At 41.0% G+C, this 18160-nt stretch carries 19 protein-coding genes; 16 read left to right on the plus strand and 3 right to left on the minus strand.

All coding sequences use genetic code 11. From position 1 onward, the window contains the following. Window positions 1–128: 128 nt before the first annotated feature. A complete protein-coding gene (locus tag STYK_RS00185) occupies window positions 129–1016 on the minus strand; it encodes an Rpn family recombination-promoting nuclease/putative transposase (protein WP_261082616.1) in 888 nt (295 codons plus the stop codon). A gap of 147 nt (window positions 1017–1163) precedes the next feature. Here STYK_RS00185 and polA point away from each other — a divergent pair, with 147 nt between their 5' ends. After that, complete coding sequence (polA, locus tag STYK_RS00190) at window positions 1164–3797, plus strand: DNA polymerase I (RefSeq protein WP_261805012.1); 2634 nt, start codon at window positions 1164–1166, stop codon at window positions 3795–3797. Window positions 3798–3881: 84 nt separating this feature from the next. After that, a complete protein-coding gene (locus tag STYK_RS00195) occupies window positions 3882–4319 on the plus strand; it encodes a CoA-binding protein (protein ID WP_000076488.1) in 438 nt (145 codons plus the stop codon). 174 nt (window positions 4320–4493) lie between these two features. Here the strand turns inward: STYK_RS00195 and STYK_RS00200 are convergent, their stop codons facing one another. After that, complete coding sequence (locus tag STYK_RS00200) at window positions 4494–5504, minus strand: YeiH family protein (protein WP_261805013.1); 1011 nt, start codon at window positions 5502–5504, stop codon at window positions 4494–4496. Window positions 5505–5652: 148 nt separating this feature from the next. Between STYK_RS00200 and STYK_RS00205 the strand changes: the two genes are divergently transcribed. The 4 genes from STYK_RS00205 to STYK_RS00220 are packed head-to-tail and all read left to right on the plus strand — an operon-like array spanning window position 5653 to window position 8817. Further along, window positions 5653–6822 carry a pyridoxal phosphate-dependent aminotransferase gene (locus tag STYK_RS00205; RefSeq protein WP_261074049.1) on the plus strand — a complete coding sequence of 390 codons (1170 nt, stop codon included), beginning with the start codon at window positions 5653–5655 and terminating at the stop codon, window positions 6820–6822. Next, the gene (recO, locus tag STYK_RS00210) at window positions 6819–7589 is read left to right on the plus strand and encodes a DNA repair protein RecO (RefSeq protein ID WP_261805014.1); all 771 of its coding nucleotides are present in this window, start codon (window positions 6819–6821) and stop codon (window positions 7587–7589) included. The genes STYK_RS00205 and recO overlap by 4 nt, the downstream gene beginning before the upstream one ends. After that, window positions 7586–8578 (plus strand): phosphate acyltransferase PlsX, encoded by a 993-nt coding sequence (plsX, locus tag STYK_RS00215; protein ID WP_261805015.1) that lies wholly within the window; start codon window positions 7586–7588, stop codon window positions 8576–8578. Before recO ends, plsX begins: the two co-directional genes overlap by 4 nt. A 5-nt stretch (window positions 8579–8583) precedes the next feature. After that, window positions 8584–8817, plus strand: a complete 234-nt coding sequence (locus STYK_RS00220) for an acyl carrier protein (RefSeq protein WP_000136449.1) — start codon at window positions 8584–8586, stop codon at window positions 8815–8817. Window positions 8818–8861: 44 nt separating this feature from the next. Here the strand turns inward: STYK_RS00220 and STYK_RS00225 are convergent, their stop codons facing one another. Beyond that, window positions 8862–9008, minus strand: a complete 147-nt coding sequence (locus STYK_RS00225) for a hypothetical protein (RefSeq protein WP_080983384.1) — start codon at window positions 9006–9008, stop codon at window positions 8862–8864. A gap of 131 nt (window positions 9009–9139) precedes the next feature. Between STYK_RS00225 and STYK_RS00230 the strand changes: the two genes are divergently transcribed. The 10 genes from STYK_RS00230 to comA all read left to right on the plus strand — a co-directional run bounded on the left by STYK_RS00230 (window position 9140) and on the right by comA (window position 18151). Continuing rightward, a complete protein-coding gene (locus STYK_RS00230; RefSeq protein ID WP_247947546.1) occupies window positions 9140–9991 on the plus strand; it encodes a C40 family peptidase in 852 nt (283 codons plus the stop codon). Window positions 9992–10103: 112 nt separating this feature from the next. Next, a complete protein-coding gene (locus tag STYK_RS00235) occupies window positions 10104–11297 on the plus strand; it encodes an N-acetylmuramoyl-L-alanine amidase family protein (RefSeq protein ID WP_261805016.1) in 1194 nt (397 codons plus the stop codon). A gap of 152 nt (window positions 11298–11449) precedes the next feature. Further along, window positions 11450–11584 (plus strand): ComC/BlpC family leader-containing pheromone/bacteriocin, encoded by a 135-nt coding sequence (locus STYK_RS00240; RefSeq protein ID WP_049515851.1) that lies wholly within the window; start codon window positions 11450–11452, stop codon window positions 11582–11584. A 496-nt stretch (window positions 11585–12080) separates the two neighbouring features. After that, a complete protein-coding gene (locus STYK_RS00245; RefSeq protein ID WP_239822230.1) occupies window positions 12081–12953 on the plus strand; it encodes a GHKL domain-containing protein in 873 nt (290 codons plus the stop codon). Then, a complete protein-coding gene (locus STYK_RS00250) occupies window positions 12950–13681 on the plus strand; it encodes a response regulator transcription factor (RefSeq protein ID WP_049515847.1) in 732 nt (243 codons plus the stop codon). Before STYK_RS00245 ends, STYK_RS00250 begins: the two co-directional genes overlap by 4 nt. A gap of 683 nt (window positions 13682–14364) precedes the next feature. Further along, complete coding sequence (locus STYK_RS00255) at window positions 14365–14562, plus strand: class IIb bacteriocin, lactobin A/cerein 7B family (RefSeq protein ID WP_084923534.1); 198 nt, start codon at window positions 14365–14367, stop codon at window positions 14560–14562. 213 nt (window positions 14563–14775) lie between these two features. Beyond that, the gene (locus STYK_RS00265) at window positions 14776–14931 is read left to right on the plus strand and encodes a smi_0061 family bacteriocin-like peptide (RefSeq protein WP_000357248.1); all 156 of its coding nucleotides are present in this window, start codon (window positions 14776–14778) and stop codon (window positions 14929–14931) included. A gap of 3 nt (window positions 14932–14934) precedes the next feature. Beyond that, a complete protein-coding gene (locus tag STYK_RS00270; protein ID WP_080550793.1) occupies window positions 14935–15150 on the plus strand; it encodes a bacteriocin immunity protein in 216 nt (71 codons plus the stop codon). Window positions 15151–15230: 80 nt separating this feature from the next. Then, window positions 15231–15410, plus strand: a complete 180-nt coding sequence (locus STYK_RS00275) for a hypothetical protein (protein WP_000846993.1) — start codon at window positions 15231–15233, stop codon at window positions 15408–15410. 587 nt (window positions 15411–15997) lie between these two features. Continuing rightward, a complete protein-coding gene (gene comA / locus STYK_RS00280; protein WP_261805017.1) occupies window positions 15998–18151 on the plus strand; it encodes a peptide cleavage/export ABC transporter ComA in 2154 nt (717 codons plus the stop codon). Window positions 18152–18160: the final 9 nt, after the last annotated feature.

Below are 18160 nucleotides of genomic sequence, written 5' to 3' on the forward strand. Positions count from 1 at the left end.
ATAAAAGAGAAGGATTTATGCCCTTCTCTTTTTGTGATATGGACTATAGTGAGAGTTCTGTTGAAAAGAAGAAAAAAGTGAACAAAACGATGTTTCAGCTTTGTTCACTTTTATGTTATTCTATAAACTTACAATAGTGCCTCAAATTCAGCGACAGTCATACCCAATTGCTGACTGGCAACCTCGGAAGTCAGAAGACCTTGGCGAACTATATCTAAGAAAGCAAAGACTCTTCCTTCAACTTTCCCACGTTCAAGTCCCTCGGCTCTAGCAGTTTCCAAAGCATAGTCCTGTGCTAACAAAGCTTGTTCTTCGCGTCTGCGTTGTTCACTAAACATCTTCCTGTCCTCCTCGGACCAGCTCTTGTAGTCCAGCAGTTGGTCTGCTTGGCTGATAGCTCGCTCAGGTTGTTGGGTAAAGGGCTTATTCCCGAAAAACTCCAACCACGGCTTGCGAACCTTGTCTTTGCTGGTTTCTCTGTATTTTTTTAGTTCCAAGAATGCTATCTTGACTAGATAGTTTTCTTGTCCATTGTTTGTAATTGTTAAAGCCTCACCTGTCGTGTCCTCGCGCATACTAAAGCTATGGAAAGCCAAGTCATCTTGGAAATAATTGCTATCCACGATTGCAATGGCATAAACGGGGGCGATGTGTTTGTAACTTTGATGAGTATTGCCTTCTTGCTGACGAATTTTTTCAAGGTTTTGATTGACCTGACTGCACAGGTAAGCCCACAAACGATTAATAAAAAAATTCTGATGATGAACTTGGATTTCGATAATAACCTGAGTACCGTTGTCCAACTCTGCCAAGACGTCTATACTAGTATAGAAATCCTGCGCCGAGTAGGGCAGGGAAGGCAAGACGTGAATGTTACTTCCCTCCAAAATGGTCACATTTTTTGCTGGCAAGTCCAGCATATCGCGTATAAATTGACAAGTGATTTCTGGATTGCTAAAAATCTTCTTAGCCACTAAATCATTGGTTGGGCTGATGCCCGGATGACGTAATGTCATATTCTTTCTCCTTTCATTATAGCACATTTTTAAATCTAGGTTTAATGGATTCTCTGGCTCTATCTATTTATTCGGAAAAGAGATGAAAAATACTCGGTCTAGCTCTTCCCAATGGTATTTTTTGGTGCTTTCCTTTATAATGGGTGTATGGATAAGAAAAAATTATTATTGATTGATGGGTCTTCTGTTGCTTTTCGGGCGTTTTTTGCGCTCTATCAGCAGTTGGACCGTTTTAAGAATGCGGCTGGTTTGCATACCAATGCCATTTATGGCTTTCAGTTGATGTTGAGTCATTTATTGGAGCGGGTTGAGCCCAGTCATATTTTGGTAGCTTTTGATGCGGGGAAGACGACCTTCCGGACAGAGATGTATGCGGACTATAAGGGTGGTCGGGCTAAGACTCCTGATGAGTTTCGTGAGCAATTTCCTTTCATTCGTGAGTTGTTGGATCATATGGGGATTCGTCACTATGAGTTGGCTCAGTATGAGGCAGATGACATCATTGGGACGCTGGATAAACTAGCTGAGCAGGATGGTTTTGATATTACCATTGTCAGTGGGGACAAGGACTTGATTCAGCTGACGGATGAGCATACGGTGGTTGAGATTTCCAAGAAAGGTGTGGCTGAGTTTGAGGCCTTTACGCCAGAATATCTTATGGAAAAGATGGGCATCACACCGACTCAGTTTATCGATCTCAAGGCACTCATGGGTGATAAGTCGGATAATATCCCTGGAGTAACCAAAATCGGTGAAAAGACGGGTATCAAGCTCTTGCTGGAGCATGGCTCACTCGAGGGGATTTATGAGAATATCGATGGGATGAAGGCTTCTAAGATGAAGGAAAATCTTATCAATGATAAGGAACAGGCCTTTTTGTCTAAAACACTAGCGACCATTGATACCAAGGCACCGATTGAGATTGGTTTGGAGGACTTGGTCTATAGTGGTCCAGATGTGGAAAATCTTGGAAAATTCTACGATGAGATGGGCTTCAAACAGCTCAAGCAGACTTTAAATGTGTCGTCAGCTGATGTGACTGAGAGTTTGGATTTTACTATTGTTAACCAAATCAGTCAAGATATGCTGAGTGAAGAGTCTATCTTCCATTTTGAGCTTTTTGGTGAGAATTACCATACGGATGATTTGGTTGGTTTTGCTTGGTCTTGTGGGGAAAAGCTCTATGCCACAGACAAGCTTGAGCTGTTGCAAGAGCCGATTTTCAAGGATTTCCTAGAAAAAACACCTCTGAGAGTGTATGACTTCAAAAAGGCTAAAGTTCTTTTGCATCGTTTTGGTCTGGATTTGCAGTCACCTGCTTTTGATAGTCGTTTGGCTAAATACCTCCTTTCGACTGTGGAGGACAATGAAATTGCGACTATTGCTAGTCTTTATGGTCAGACTTATTTGGTTGATGATGAGACTTTCTACGGTAAAGGTGTTAAAAAGGCCATTCCTGAACGCGAGAAATTCTTAGAACATTTGGCACGTAAACTTGCTGTTTTGGTCGAAACAGAGCCTGTTTTACTTGAAAAACTCAGCGAAAATGGGCAATTAGAGCTTCTTTATGATATGGAGCAACCTCTGGCTTTTGTCCTTGCCAAGATGGAAATTGCTGGGATTACGGTCAAGAAAGAGACCTTGCTTGAGATGCAGGCTGAAAATGAGCTTGTCATTGAAAAACTGACTCAGGAGATTTATGAACTGGCTGGTGAGGAGTTTAATATCAATTCGCCTAAGCAGTTGGGAGTGCTTCTCTTTGAAAAATTGGGACTTCCTCTAGAGTACACTAAGAAAACTAAGACTGGATACTCGACAGCGGTGGATGTCTTGGAGCGCCTGGCTCCTATTGCTCCGATTGTTAAGAAAATCCTAGACTATCGTCAGATTGCTAAGATTCAATCGACTTATGTAATTGGCTTGCAGGACTGGATTTTGGCTGATGGCAAGATTCATACTCGCTATGTGCAGGATTTGACTCAGACTGGGCGTCTGTCTAGTGTGGATCCAAACTTGCAAAATATTCCTGTGCGTTTGGAGCAGGGCCGTCTCATTCGTAAGGCTTTTGTGCCTGAGTGGGAGGATAGTGTGCTACTCAGCTCGGACTACTCGCAGATTGAATTGCGCGTTTTGGCGCATATCTCTAAGGATGAGCACTTAATCAAGGCCTTCCAAGATGGAGCAGATATCCATACTTCAACAGCTATGCGTGTCTTTGGAATTGAACGTCCTGAGGATGTGACGCCAAACGACCGTCGCAATGCCAAGGCCGTCAACTTTGGAGTGGTTTACGGGATTTCAGATTTTGGTTTGTCTAATAATTTGGGCATTAGCCGTAAGGAGGCCAAGGCCTACATTGATACCTACTTTGAACGCTTCCCAGGTATTAAAAACTACATGGATGAAGTGGTGCGTGAGGCGCGTGATAAGGGCTATGTAGAGACACTTTTCAAGCGTCGTCGTGAGTTGCCAGATATCAATTCGCGCAATTTTAATATTCGTGGTTTTGCAGAGAGGACGGCTATTAATTCACCAATCCAGGGATCGGCGGCAGATATTCTCAAGATTGCCATGATTCAGCTGGATAAAGCCTTGGTTGCAGGTGGTTATCAGACTAAGATGCTTCTGCAAGTGCACGATGAAATCGTCCTTGAAGTTCCTAAATCGGAACTGGCAGAGATGAAAAAATTAGTGAAACAAATCATGGAAGAAGCCATTCAACTCAGTGTTCCCCTCATTGCAGATGAAAATGAAGGGGCAACCTGGTACGAGGCTAAATAAAAAGGGGGCTAGTCCTCCTTTTTTGTAGTAGAATTCTGCAAGCCTTTTCAAAATATGCTATACTGATGAAAAAGGAGGATTTCTATGAGTCAAGAATTTATCAATCCAAGTGATGGTGTGATTCGTCAGTATCTAGCAACGAGTAAAACCCTTGCTGTAGTGGGCTTGTCAGACCGTGAAGAAACAACTAGCAATCGAGTGACCAAGGAAATGCAGGCTCGGGGTTATAAAATCATCCCAGTCAATCCCAAGGTAGCAGGTGGCGAAATCTTGGGTGAAAAGGCTTATGCAAGCCTCGCTGAGATTCCTTTTCCTGTAGATATTGTTAATGTTTACCGGCGCAGTGAATTTTTGCCAGATGTGGCGCGTGATTTTCTCAAAGCTGATGCAAAGATTTTTTGGGCACAGCTAGGACTTGAAAGTCTAGAAGCGGAAGAAATCTTGCGTGCTGGAGGATGTGATGATATCGTGATGAATCGTTGCATCAAGAGAGAACACACACGCTTGATTGAGGAAGCATAAGAAAAAGGTAGCTGGTGGGCTACCTTTTGTGTTATACTCAATGAAAATCAAAGAGCAAACTAGCCGCAGGCTGCTCAAAAAACTGTTTTGAGGTTGTAGATAAGACTGACGAAGTCAGTCACATATATACGGCAAGGCGACGTTGACGTGGTTTGAAGAGATTTTCGAAGAGTATTAGAAAATACCAATCAATGCTTGCATACCGAGGCTGGTGAGGATGATGGCAATCCAGCAGACGGCTCCGAGAACAATGGATTTTCCACTGGATTTGACCATAGCGACCAGATTAGTTTTGAGACCGATAGCACTCATGGCCATGATAATGAGGAATTTGGAAAGTTGTTTGAGAGGGGTAAAGAAACTACTGGACACACCGAGAGAGGTCAGTAGGGTGGTTAGGAGAGATGCGAGGATAAAGTAAAGGATAAAAAGTGGGAAGACTTTTTTCAGTTGTAAGCCTTGCTTATTTTTTTGCTCGCGACTTTGCCAGTAGGAGAGAAAGAGAGTGATGGGGATGATAGCCAGAGTACGTGTGAGTTTGACAATGGTTGCGGATTCGAGGGTATTAGTCTGGTAGAGACTGTCCCAGGCGCTGGCTGTGGCGGTTACAGAGGAAGTATCGTTGACTGCAGTTCCTGCAAAGAGGGCGAAGCCTTCATTTGATAAGTGAAGCCAGGTTCCTAGAGTTGGAAAGATGAGCGCAGCCAAGACATTGAAGAAAAAGATAACGGAAATGGCTTGGGCGACTTCTTTTTCCTTGGCATGGATGACGGGCGCTGTCGCCGCAATGGCAGAGCCCCCACAGATTGAAGACCCCACCCCAATCAAGGTAGCCAGTTTTGTATCCAGTGCAAAGAAACGCTGGAAAAGGTAGGCAACAATCAAGGCTATTGAGATAGTGGACAGGATGACAGGGAGTGAAGATTGTCCGACTGCAAAGACCTGCGAGATATTGAGACCAAAACCAAGCAAGATAACGGCATACTGGAGCAATTTTTTGGAACTAAAGGTCAATCCAGCATCCAGTTGTTTATGAGACGAGAGAAAGGGATGTAGGAGCATGCCTATGAAAATCGCAAAGACGGGTGCGCCAATCACAGGGAAGAATCCGCCTAGATACCAAGCAAGTAGTGAAATCAGAAGGCAGGCCAAGATGCCTGCTCCATTTTTTGATAGAAATGACATAAAAACCTCCAAATAGAATCTGTTACCATTATAGACCTGTAAAGAGGAAAAGTAAAATAGAAAGTGGAAAGCTATTCTATCATGTATTTTTGCGGTCGGGGGGCTTTTGTAGTATAATAGAGATACGTTTTGAAAGTAGGAGGTATCTATGGACTTAACTAAGCGCTTTAATAAACAGTTAGATAAGATTCAAGTTTCGTTGATTCGTCAGTTTGACCAGGCTATTTCGGAGATTCCTGGGGTCTTGCGTTTGACCTTGGGGGAGCCTGATTTTACAACGCCAGATCATGTCAAGGAGGCGGCCAAGCGAGCGATTGATCAGAACCAATCCTACTATACAGGGATGAGTGGTTTGCTGACTCTACGTCAGGCGGCCAGTGACTTTGTTAAGGAAAAGTACCAACTGGACTATGCTCCTGAAAATGAAATCTTGGTTACAATTGGGGCGACAGAGGCTTTATCTGCTACTTTGACAGCTATTTTGGAAGAGGGAGACAAGGTACTCTTGCCAGCTCCTGCTTATCCAGGCTATGAGCCGATTATCAATCTAGTTGGGGCAGAGATTGTCGAGATTGACACAACTGAAAATGGTTTTGTCTTGACTCCTGAGATGTTGGAAAAGGCTATTTTGGAGCAGGGTGATAAGCTCAAGGCGGTTATTCTCAACTATCCAGCAAATCCGACAGGAATTACCTACAGTCGGGAGCAGTTGGAGGCCTTGGCAGCTGTTTTACGCAAGTACGAAATTTTTGTTGTCTGTGATGAGGTTTACTCAGAATTGACCTACACAGGCGAAGCCCATGTGTCTCTGGGAACTATGTTGAGAGACCAAGCTATTATTATCAATGGTCTATCTAAATCGCATGCCATGACAGGTTGGCGTTTGGGGCTGATTTTCGCTCCTGCGGCCTTCACAGCCCAGTTAATCAAGAGTCACCAGTACTTGGTGACTGCCGCAAATACCATGGCTCAACATGCTGCGGTGGAAGCCTTGACGGCTGGTAAAAACGATGCGGAGCCCATGAAAAAGGAATACATCCAGCGTCGGGACTATATCATCGAAAAAATGACTGCTCTTGGTTTTGAGATTATTAAACCAGACGGTGCCTTCTATATCTTTGCTAAGATTCCAGCGGGCTACAATCAAGACTCCTTTGCCTTTCTCAAGGATTTTGCTCAGAAGAAGGCTGTTGCCTTTATCCCTGGTGCTGCCTTTGGGCGTTATGGAGAAGGTTACGTTCGCCTGTCTTATGCGGCTAGCATGGAGACTATCGAAGAAGCCATGAAACGACTTGAGGAGTACATGAGAGAAGCATGATTCAGTCTATCACGAGTCAAGGCTTGGTGCTCTACAATCGCAACTTTCGGGAGGATGATAAGCTAGTCAAGATTTTTACAGAGCAGGCTGGCAAGCGCATGTTTTTCGTTAAACATGCTGGCCAGTCTAAGCTGGCACCTGTTATTCAGCCCTTAGTGCTGGCACGATTTCTCTTGCGAATCAATGATGATGGGCTTAGCTACATTGAGGATTATCACGAGGTGATGACCTTTCCCAAGATTAATAGTGATCTCTTTGTCAGGGCCTATGCGACCTACGTGGCAGCTCTTGCCGATGCTAGTTTGCAGGACAATCAGCAGGATGCTCCCTTGTTTGCTTTTTTGCAAAAGACTTTGGAATTGATGGAAGCGGGCTTGGATTATCAGGTTTTGACTAATATTTTTGAAATTCAAATCTTGACCCGATTTGGTATTAGTCTCAATTTTAATGAGTGTGTCTTTTGTCATCGGGTCGGTCAGGCTTTTGACTTTTCTTTCAAATATGGAGCCTGCCTCTGTCCAAATCATTATCATGAAGATGAGAGACGTTGCCATCTCAATCCCAATATCCCCTATCTGCTCAATCAATTTCAAGCTATTGATTTTGAGACATTGGAGACCATTTCGCTCAAGCCTGAAATCAAGCAAGAACTACGCCAATTTATGGATCAACTCTACGAAGAGTACGTTGGGATTCACCTAAAATCAAAGAAATTTATTGATTCCCTAGCAGACTGGGGACAATTACTAAAAGAGGAAAAGAAATGAAAAAAATCGCAGTAGATGCCATGGGGGGCGATTACGCACCTCAGGCCATCGTTGAGGGTGTCAATCAAGCCCTAGCTGACTTTTCAGATATCGAGGTTCAACTCTACGGAGATGAAGCTAAAATCAAGCAATATCTAACAGCGACAGAGCGCGTCAGCATTATCCATACGGATGAGAAGATTGATTCAGACGATGAACCTACGAGAGCTATTCGGAAGAAGAAAAATGCCAGTATGGTCTTGGCGGCCAAGGCTGTCAAAGAGGGAGAAGCAGACGCTGTTCTCTCAGCTGGGAATACAGGTGCTTTACTAGCAGCAGGATTTTTCATCGTGGGTCGTATCAAGAACATCGATCGTCCTGGGCTTATGTCGACTTTGCCGACTGTAGATGGGAAGGGGTTTGACATGCTGGACCTCGGTGCCAATGCGGAAAATACAGCACATCACCTCCATCAATACGCGGTTCTAGGTTCCTTCTATGCTAAAAATGTTCGTGGAATTGCGCAACCACGTGTTGGTTTGCTCAACAACGGAACAGAGAGTAGCAAGGGTGATCCGCTTCGTAAGGAAACTTATGAATTATTAGTGGCTGATGAAAGTTTGAACTTTATCGGAAATGTGGAAGCGCGTGATTTGATGAATGGCGTTGCAGATGTTGTTGTGGCAGATGGTTTCACGGGAAACGCTGTGCTCAAATCCATTGAAGGGACAGCTATGGGAATCATGGGCTTGCTCAAGACAGCTATTACAGGTGGTGGTCTTCGAGCGAAACTAGGTGCCCTCCTTCTTAAGGACAGTCTCAGAGGTTTGAAAAAACAGCTCAACTACTCAGATGTTGGTGGAGCAGTCTTGTTTGGTGTTAAGGCACCTGTTGTCAAGACTCATGGCTCCAGCGATGCCAAGGCTGTCTATAGTACAATCCGCCAGATTCGTACCATGCTAGAAACAGACGTAGTTGCCCAGACTGCGCGTGAATTTTCAGGAGAATAAAAGAGATGACAGAAAAAGAAATTTTTGACCGTATTGTGACCATTATCCAAGAGCGACAGGGAGAGGACTTTGTCGTGACAGAATCCTTGAGTCTGAAAGATGACTTGGATGCTGACTCCGTTGACTTGATGGAGTTTATCTTGACGCTGGAAGATGAATTTAGTATCGAAATCAGTGATGAGGAAATTGACCAACTGCAAAGTGTAGGAGATGTGGTTAAAATCATTCAAGGAAAATAGCAATCGGAGTTCCAAGGCACCTGCTTTGGAATTTTTTATTTGGCTTAATACTCTTCGAAAATCTCTTCAAACCACGTCAGCGTCGCCTTACTGGAGGTATGGTTACTGACTTCGTCAGTTCTATTTACAACCTCAAAGCCGTGCTTTGAGCAACCTGCGGCTATCTTCCTAGTTTGCTCGTTGATTTTCATTGAGTATAAGTGACCGTTTAGGAACAGATTTAGTCTTTCTAGGGACAGGAGAAATTTGAGGACAAATAAGGGATATAATGAAATCAGAAAAATCAATCTCCAAAAAGGAGAAAAAAGAAAGGATTTTCACGATGAAAAAATATCTTTATTCTAGTTTGTTAGTTCTTGCAGGAGGCGTTCTCCTAGCAAATACTACGGTAGCCTATGCTGATTCCCCATCAGCAAGTGAGAAAGAAGCGATTGCTCAATTAGTTAATCAAGGCAAGATAAAAGCTGAAGAAGCTGATCAAGTAAAATTGATTGGTTTTGAAGATAAAGAAACCCAAGCAGAGGGAAATCAAGAGAAGAAAGCTTTCAATCAATATCGTGATCCGAAAGGAACATGGATGCAAACCAATGGTAAATGGTGGTTTAAATACGGTTCAGGTGGTTATGCTAAAAATTGGGAACAATTAGATGGCAAGTGGTACTATTTTGATGACCAAGGATGGATGAAAGAAAATACTTGGATTCAACCTGATGGTAATTATTACTACTTATCTGCTAGTGGTGCTATGGTCACTGGTTATCAACGTGTGAATGGTACACCATACTTCTTTAGAGACAGTGGTGTATGGGTAGAAAATCGTGGACAGGCACTTGGTGAATATGCCGAGACATTTGTAGGGAAAATCCCATATGTTTGGGGTGGGGCAGATTTGAATAGTGGCGTAGATTGCTCAGGATTTACGATGGCTATTCATGCTAAGTTTGATATTAGTATTCCTAGAGTGACCTATGGTCAAGCAACAGGAGGAAGTTATGTAAGTAATGGTTCTCAACAAGCTGGAGATTTGATTTTGTATAATAGTGAAGAGACAAATGACCATGTAGGTATTTATGTTGGTGGTGGAAAGGTAGTTCATGCTCCATATCCAGGTCAATATGTTTCTTATATGGATCAATACGGTATTACTCAAAATACAATTCGTAGATATTGGTAATATTGTCTAATCTTTCACAATATTATTGACTTTGATTATGAAAAGTATTAGAATATAGCTAAATAAAGAGGGGAAACCCTCCTATAGCTATTCAATAAAGGAGGAAATGGCTATGAAAAAATCTAAACTACTCACTCTTGGTCTGCTTGCAGGTGCTGGTTTACTTTTGTCTATCAATCAAGCACAGGCTGCAGATACTTGGGTTAAAAATGGTGCTGACTGGAATCTTTCTCAAGATGGCAGTCTAGCTAAGGATAAATGGGTACAAAATGCTGGCTCATGGTATCATTTTGACAGCACTGGTAAAATGCAGACAGGCTGGCTCAAAGAAGGCAATACTTGGTATTCACTAGCAGATAGTGGTGCTATGCGCACAGGCTGGTACAAGGAAGGCAATACCTGGTACTCACTCGCAAATAGTGGTGCCATGCGCACTGGCTGGTACGAAGAAGGATCTACATGGTATTACCTCAAAGGCAGTGGCGCTATGGCAACAGGATGGGCGACTCCAAATGGTAAATGGTCTTACTTTGAAAAATCAGGTGCTATGGTCGCAGACAGAGCTGTTCCAGCCAGTGATGGGGAAAGTTATGTCATTGGTAAGGATGGATATCTGTTAACCAAACTCCCAAGTCAGGTTGAACAATCTCAAGCGGATGATACAATTATCACAAATATTGTTACTTTATCTGACGGGTATGATTATCATCTTATTCATAGAAAAGATGGAGTCATTGTTGAAAAAAATGCTTGGTACATCAAGCCAGAGTTTAAAAAGTTTTCTAATAAATATGGGGAGGTGGTTTCAAATACAACCTTAGCTTTAGTGGATAATAAAGAAGAAGGACAAGATATTGATCCTAAGGCAGTTGTACAGAACTTCCAAAACTTACCAAATCGCTACTACTTTGATGAAAATGGACATCGTGTGGTTAATATCCCAGCAATGACAACCTATTCAGAGATTAAAAAAGTTGGCAATGATGTCTATTTAGAAAATCCAGGTGCACGACTTCGTCTTGGAGCTACCAACTTTACAATCAATAACAATAAACTATACTATTTAGAAAATGAGAAAGGTAAGCTCAAAACAGGTTACTTTGTATTAATTGATGATGGAGCAACCACTACTCATCATCACATTCTAGCCTATGCGGATCAATCTGGTGAGATTCTTAAGATGAAACGCTTGCCATCAGGAGTTTCAGATTATCTTGATAAAGAAATTGATGGTTTATATGGTGAAAAAATTAAGATTGAATCTCCACACTCAAACGAATATTATAAAGTGGTCGTGGTTAAATAAAAATAACATCTTCACAACTAATTGTTAACACTCTAACCAATATACCATTTTCAGGAGGCTTTAGATTTCTTGTATTTTAAAAGGAAGCTAAAGCCTTTTGTAGATGGAGCAGGGAATAGAGTTATCTATAAAATAATAAAAAGGAGTCTGTCATGGAAATGAAAAATACATTTGTAGAATTGGAACAATTTGAAGAGTTAACCCCAGAGGTATTGAAGGAAGTGAATGGTGGAGGGATTTTTGAAGATATTTACCATTGGCTACATCTACGCCCAGAGCCAAGATAGTATTTTGATTAAAATGTGTTAACTAAACAGATTTATGATTATATTTCTTGAATTTTTATGTTTCATATTGATTTTAATCAATATACTAGCTCCTCCGATTTATCTAGGTAGTCAACTCTCTAAAGCATTTTATGACAAACGTTCTATATTTCTTTTGGTAGTTTTTAAGCTATTTGCTACCTTCGTTTTTCCGAGTTTCTCGCATGTTGCCAATTTATTATTCTTTTATATAATATTTTGGATTGTGTTAAAGAAAAAGAAGAAGGAAGCTCTCTTTCTTGCACTTTATCTATTTGTGTTTTATCAAAGTATTCGATATTTGGTTTTGACATTTATAATACGATTGATATTTGACTACTCTGAACTATCTGATTTTTTGCATAGTGGATTTAATTCTGTATTTAGTTTGATTTCGTTGTTTTTGTCTGTTGTCATTTTAAGACGATGGGGAATTGATTTCAATATATTATTTTTAGATAAATTTCGATCGTTAGTGATGAAAAGTATGTGGATTTTATCCTTATTGTTTGGTTTCAGACTGTTTTCATCCATCATGTCTGGGGGATGTAATCCTTTCTACGTTCGTTTTGACACGACCATTTCCCTTCTGATTTTCATTCTCTTTTTCTCTTGGCTCTTTTATATTAAGCATTTGGAGCAGATTTATCGTGATGAGCAGACTATTCAGAGACAGGAAGATGAAAATCGTTCCTTGCAAGGGATGGTGGACAAGCTAGGTCATCTCTATGATGAAGTGCGAGGTTTCCGTCATGATTTTGCAGGAATTGTCGCCAGCATGGAACCTGCCATAGCCAATCAAGACATGGCTGAGGTGTCTACCATTTATCAAGATGTCTTTCTAAAGACCAATGAAAAGCTGAGAAAGGCGGACTACACGGCCTTTAATCTCCACAATATCCATGATATAGCCATTCGCAATACCTTGGCAAAAGCCATGATTGTGGCAGATAATCAGGGAATTCATTTTAGTTTGGAGACGGTGGGGGTTGTCGAAGAGCTGGATTTGCCGATGTTGGAGGCTATCCGTATCCTCTCTATCCTCACGACAAATGCCTTAGAGGCAGCCAGTGAGGCGGAAAATCCGCAGATTCGGGTTGCTTTATTGGCAGACGATAGGAGTGTCCGTTTTATCATTGAAAACACTCGTAAGAAAGAAGAACTGAATCCCAGCATTCTCAGTCAAAAGGGTTACTCTACCAAGGGAAACCACAGTGGACTGGGCTTAGCAACCTTGGAGGATATGGTTTTTCATTATGATTTAAACTTAGATACCCAGCTAGGAGAGACGACCTTTAGACAAGACTTAGAATTGCCATTTAAGGATGAGAAACGAGGGGGAGAGGAATGAGAATTTTAGTTTTGGAAGACGATAAAGTCCAGCAAGGACGGATAGAGCAGACTTTACTAGATATTGGTCGCTCTCGCAATTTAAGATTGGAAATTGATATTGCCAAAAACTATGGAGATGTTGAAAAGTATTCTCAGTATTTTGACAATTACCAGCTCTATTTATTAGATTTAGAGATTGATGGAGAGCGTGAACGGGGCTTTCAGGTTGCTCAACAGGTTCGGGAGCGAGATCCCTTTACAAGCATTGTCTTTGTGTCCACGCACTCGGAGGCCTTGCCTCTAGCTTTTCGCTATCACTTGTCTGCCTTGGATTTTATTTCCAAGGATCAGCCTGAGGAAGATTACCGTCATCAGTTGGAGCGCTGTCTGGACTATGTACTGGCAGTGGACAAGAGGGAAAATATGCGTCTCTTCACCTATAGTTTTGAGGGAAGACGGGGCTTTACTCTGCCCTACCATGAAATTTTAGCCTTTGAAACCTCAGTGGAATCCCATCGTATCAAGGTTTATTATGCCAATCATTCTATCAAGACCATTTATGGCAGTCTCAAGGATATCGCTGCCAAGGCTGAAAAAGATTACTTTGTCTATGCCAATCGCAATACGTTAGTCAGTTTACAGGCAATTGAAGAGATGACTGCCACAGAAGTGACCTTGTTAGAAGGCTTGCATTTCCCCGTATCACGGACAGCCAGAAGAACACTTAAAAAACATCTCAATGTCTAATATCTGTTAGACTTGGATGAGTTTATCAATAAGAATGTCGGAAAATTTTCTGATATTCTTATTTTTTTGACTTCTTTTTCGAATAGATAGGTAAGAGGAAAAGGAAAGGAGCCTAGTTCATGTTTATATCAATGTTCTATCCATGGTTCACTGAGTTATTTTTTAAATAAATTTAATTTAGTTGTACATTTTCGAAATTTTTTCGATTAGATAAGTAAGAGGAAAAGAGTTTGCTTCATGTATCTACCAATTTTCTATTCATGGTACATTAAATTATTTTTCAAATAAATTTAATTTAGTTGTACATTTTCGAAATTTTTTTCGAATAGATAAGCAAGAGGAAACAGAAAGGAGTCTGGTTTATGTATCTACCAATCTTGTATCCGTGGTTCATTAAATTATTTTTTAAATAAAATTTAATTTAGTTGTACATTTTCGAAATTTTTTTCGAATAGATAAGTAAGAGGAAAAGGAAGGAGACTACGCGATGTATTTACCAATCTTATTGCCATGGTTTATCAAATGGTATTTAAAATAAATGAAATCTACCTGTTCATTTTAAATCACTTCTCAAATAGATAAGTGAGACGAAAAGGAATTCAGTAATTTATCTATTCTGGTTTTTAAAATGGTTTAAGAGCCAGAAATCGTAAACTAAAAAATAGAAATAAAGGAGAAAAAAGATGACAAATTTTGACAAAATGGAACAGAACTTTGTAGCTCTTACAGAAGAAGAGTTGATGAATGTAGATGGAGGAATTGCACCAATTATTATTGGTGGTGTAGTTATTGGTTGGAAATTAATTGGAGGTGTAGCTACGCTTGCTACAGTTTCAGCAGGTGCGGGTATAGCTGCAGGATATTATGCTAATCGACCATAATTTTGTAGATATATATGAAATTTGTTAAATTAATGTTGAAGATTTGGCCTGAGCTTATGGTATTACTTAGTTCAATATCTTATACAATTATCAGGTTGGTAGCTGATGTGAATAAGCTACCCTTACCTACATGGTTTGATGATTTTAATATACCAACAATTTCATTGTTTTTAATGGTATTCATTTTATTATATAGAAGTAAAGGAGAAAAGAATGGATAAATTTCAAGTAGTTGATGAGAAAGATTTGCAAGTAATTGAAGGAGGAATTGAACCTATTTCGATTATATTTGGCCTAAGTGCTATTGCATTTGGCGCATTTGGGGCTGGTTACACATTTGGTTCAGATTTGGCTCGTCGTGGGCGTTAGATAATGAATAATCGCAACCTTAATCTCAATACATTGTTACCTAAACTAGCCACGATATTTCCTTTGTTGGGAATAACTCTTAATGTCGCGCTTCATGTGATTCGTACAGGTTCGTTAGTATCCTTTAATTGGCAATGGACTTTGGTTGGTTTGCTTTTCGCAGGATATTTTGGTATTTTTCGCAAAGATTTGTCAAAAAATAATCAAAGATATAAATGATGAATCTGAATCAAAGGGATTTTGTGCATGTGAATGGCAGAACTTTCCGCCATTTCTTATCAGGTAAATAGGAGTCTAACATGAAAACATTTTTATTAGGTTTTGCTGAGGGTTATTTTACCGTATCGCTCATAATCTACATCGCAACGTATTTGATTTTGAAAAATCCGATCAATACCCTATTTTATCCAGAAATTTACCCTGTTTTATTTGGGCTCTTTTATCTAGGATATAAGGTCAATAAAAAGCAAGTAGAGTAAGTAGCTAAGAATGACTTGTTAGTCTGCGCTAAAATGACTAGGGTATAATCTCAGAATGCATCACATCGGAGTTTAAAAGGAGTAACTATGAATCGTAATTTAGAACAGTGTTATCTATTCTGACTATGAATAGATCATACCAAAGGTGGCTTAGAAATAGCAGGGACATTAAAAATTGAAGTAACTTTAAATAGGATGTCGTAAAGTTTACTATCAATGGTTTATTTGTTCCAAGCTTGCCTAGGGTGTCAGTAAAAAATCAATTTCCTTTCATACCATATTTTTAGTAGGCATGACGTTTGTTCTGCCTATTTTTTTATCCTAAAAGTGCATTTGGGAGGGAGATAGGCGCATTTGGGGAGGAAGTCCAGTTTTTATTTGGGGATTGGGGTAAGATAGTTGTTATCAGATGAGTTTATACTCTTCGAAAATCAAATTCAAACCACGTCAACGTCGCCTTGCCGTATATATGTGACTGACTTCGTCAGTCCTATCTACAACCTCAAAACAGTGTTTTGAGCAGCCTGCGGCTAGTTTCCTAGTTTGCTCTTTGATTTTCATTGAGTATTAGGAAAAAGGAGATGAAGATGAAATTTGGGAAACGTCATTATCGTTCGCAGGTGGATCAGATGGACTGCGGTGTAGCTTCATTAGCCATGGTTTTTGGCTACTATGGTAGCTATTATTCTTTGGCTCACTTGCGAGAATTGGCTAAGACGACCATGGATGGGACGACGGCTTTGGGCTTGGTCAAGGTGGCAGAGGAGATTGGTTTTGAGACGCGAGCCATTAAGGCGGATATGACGCTTTTTGACTTGCCAGATTTGACCTTTCCTTTTGTTGCTCATGTGCTTAAGGAAGGAAAAATGCTCCACTACTATGTGGTAATTGGTCAGGATAAGGATAGCATTCATATTGCCGATCCAGATCCTGGGGTGAAATTGACCAAACTGCCACGTGAGCGTTTTGCGGAAGAATGGACAGGAGTGACTCTTTTTATGGCACCTAGTCCAGACTACAAGCCTCATAAGGATCAAAAGAATGGCCTGCTCTCTTTTATCCCTATATTAGTGAAGCAGCGTGGCTTGATTGCCAACATCGTCCTAGCGACACTTTTGGTGACCCTGATTAACATTGTGGGTTCTTATTATCTGCAGTCTATCATTGATACCTATGTGCCAGATCAGATGCGTTCGACGCTTGGGATTATTTCTATTGGACTGGTCATCGTCTATATTCTCCAGCAGATCTTGTCTTACGCTCAGGAGTATCTCTTACTTGTTTTGGGGCAACGCTTGTCGATTGACGTGATTTTATCCTATATCAAACATGTTTTTCACCTGCCTATGTCCTTTTTTGCGACACGCAGGACAGGGGAAATCGTGTCTCGTTTTACAGATGCTAACAGTATCATTGATGCGCTGGCTTCGACCATTCTTTCGATTTTCCTAGATGTGTCAACGGTTGTCATTATTTCTCTTGTTTTATTTTCACAAAATACCAATCTCTTTTTCATGACCTTATTGGCACTTCCTATCTATACAGTGATCATCTTTGCCTTTATGAAGCCGTTTGAAAAGATGAATCGGGATACCATGGAAGCCAATGCGGTTCTGTCTTCTTCTATCATTGAGGACATCAATGGTATTGAGACCATCAAGTCCTTGACCAGTGAAAGTCAGCGTTACCAAAAAATTGACAAGGAATTTGTGAATTATCTGAAGAAGTCCTTTATCTATAGTCGAGCAGAGAGTCAGCAAAAGGCTCTGAAAAAAGTTGCCCATCTCTTGCTCAATGTAGGCATTCTCTGGATGGGAGCTGTTCTGGTCATGGATAGCAAGATGAGTTTGGGGCAGTTGATTACCTATAATACCTTGCTGGTTTACTTTACCAATCCTTTGGAAAATATCATCAACCTGCAAACCAAACTTCAGACAGCGCAGGTTGCCAATAACCGTCTAAATGAAGTATATCTGGTAGCTTCGGAGTTTGAGGAGAAGAAAACGGTTGAGGATTTGAGCTTGATGAAGGGAGATATGACCTTCAAGCAGGTTTCCTACAAGTATGGCTATGGTCGAGATGTCTTGTCAGATATCAATTTGACTATTCCGCAGGGTTCTAAGGTGACTTTTGTGGGGATTTCAGGGTCAGGTAAGACGACATTGGCCAAGATGATGGTTAATTTTTACGACCCAAGTCAGGGAGAGATTAGTCTGGGTGGTGTCAATCTCAATCAGATTGATAAAAAAGCCCTGCGCCAGTATATCAATTATCTGCCTCAGCAGCCCTATGTCTTTAACGGAACGATTTTGGACAATCTTCTCCTTGGAGCCAAGGAGGGGACGACTCAAGAGGATATCTTACGGGCGGTCGAATTGGCAGAGATTCGGGAGGATATCGAGCGTATGCCACTGAATTATCAGACAGAGTTGACTTCGGATGGGGCAGGGATCTCAGGTGGTCAACGTCAGAGAATTGCTCTGGCGCGTGCTCTCTTGACAGATGCGCCGGTCTTGATTTTGGATGAGGCGACCAGCAGTTTGGATATTCTGACAGAGAAGCGGATTGTGGATAATCTGATGGCTTTAGACAAGACCTTGATTTTCATTGCTCACCGTTTGACCATTGCTGAGCGGACAGAGAAAGTTGTTGTCTTGGATCAGGGCAAGATTGTTGAAGAAGGAAAGCATGCTGATTTGCTTGCACAGGGTGGCTTTTACGCCCATTTGGTGAATAGCTAGAAAGAGGAG

It is taken from the genome of Streptococcus toyakuensis (assembly GCF_024346585.1).
GTDB lineage: Bacteria > Bacillota > Bacilli > Lactobacillales > Streptococcaceae > Streptococcus > Streptococcus toyakuensis.

What these genes read in the sequence shown, in the direction of transcription:
- STYK_RS00240 (WP_049515851.1), top strand. Translation starts at nt 11,450, where the DNA reads ATGGAAATGAAAAATACATTTGTAGAATTGGAACAATTTGAAGAGTTA.
- STYK_RS00220 (WP_000136449.1), top strand. Translation starts at nt 8,584, where the DNA reads ATGACAGAAAAAGAAATTTTTGACCGTATTGTGACCATTATCCAAGAG.
- STYK_RS00195 (WP_000076488.1), top strand. Translation starts at nt 3,882, where the DNA reads ATGAGTCAAGAATTTATCAATCCAAGTGATGGTGTGATTCGTCAGTAT.
- STYK_RS00250 (WP_049515847.1), top strand. Translation starts at nt 12,950, where the DNA reads ATGAGAATTTTAGTTTTGGAAGACGATAAAGTCCAGCAAGGACGGATA.
- STYK_RS00275 (WP_000846993.1), top strand. Translation starts at nt 15,231, where the DNA reads ATGAAAACATTTTTATTAGGTTTTGCTGAGGGTTATTTTACCGTATCG.
- STYK_RS00185 (WP_261082616.1), bottom strand. Translation starts at nt 1,016, where the DNA reads ATGACATTACGTCATCCGGGCATCAGCCCAACCAATGATTTAGTGGCT.
- polA (WP_261805012.1), top strand. Translation starts at nt 1,164, where the DNA reads ATGGATAAGAAAAAATTATTATTGATTGATGGGTCTTCTGTTGCTTTT.
- STYK_RS00205 (WP_261074049.1), top strand. Translation starts at nt 5,653, where the DNA reads ATGGACTTAACTAAGCGCTTTAATAAACAGTTAGATAAGATTCAAGTT.
- recO (WP_261805014.1), top strand. Translation starts at nt 6,819, where the DNA reads ATGATTCAGTCTATCACGAGTCAAGGCTTGGTGCTCTACAATCGCAAC.
- STYK_RS00200 (WP_261805013.1), bottom strand. Translation starts at nt 5,504, where the DNA reads ATGTCATTTCTATCAAAAAATGGAGCAGGCATCTTGGCCTGCCTTCTG.
- plsX (WP_261805015.1), top strand. Translation starts at nt 7,586, where the DNA reads ATGAAAAAAATCGCAGTAGATGCCATGGGGGGCGATTACGCACCTCAG.
- STYK_RS00225 (WP_080983384.1), bottom strand. Translation starts at nt 9,008, where the DNA reads ATGAAAATCAACGAGCAAACTAGGAAGATAGCCGCAGGTTGCTCAAAG.
- STYK_RS00265 (WP_000357248.1), top strand. Translation starts at nt 14,776, where the DNA reads ATGGATAAATTTCAAGTAGTTGATGAGAAAGATTTGCAAGTAATTGAA.
- STYK_RS00235 (WP_261805016.1), top strand. Translation starts at nt 10,104, where the DNA reads ATGAAAAAATCTAAACTACTCACTCTTGGTCTGCTTGCAGGTGCTGGT.
- STYK_RS00270 (WP_080550793.1), top strand. Translation starts at nt 14,935, where the DNA reads ATGAATAATCGCAACCTTAATCTCAATACATTGTTACCTAAACTAGCC.
- STYK_RS00230 (WP_247947546.1), top strand. Translation starts at nt 9,140, where the DNA reads ATGAAAAAATATCTTTATTCTAGTTTGTTAGTTCTTGCAGGAGGCGTT.
- STYK_RS00255 (WP_084923534.1), top strand. Translation starts at nt 14,365, where the DNA reads ATGACAAATTTTGACAAAATGGAACAGAACTTTGTAGCTCTTACAGAA.
- comA (WP_261805017.1), top strand. Translation starts at nt 15,998, where the DNA reads ATGAAATTTGGGAAACGTCATTATCGTTCGCAGGTGGATCAGATGGAC.
- STYK_RS00245 (WP_239822230.1), top strand. Translation starts at nt 12,081, where the DNA reads ATGAAAAGTATGTGGATTTTATCCTTATTGTTTGGTTTCAGACTGTTT.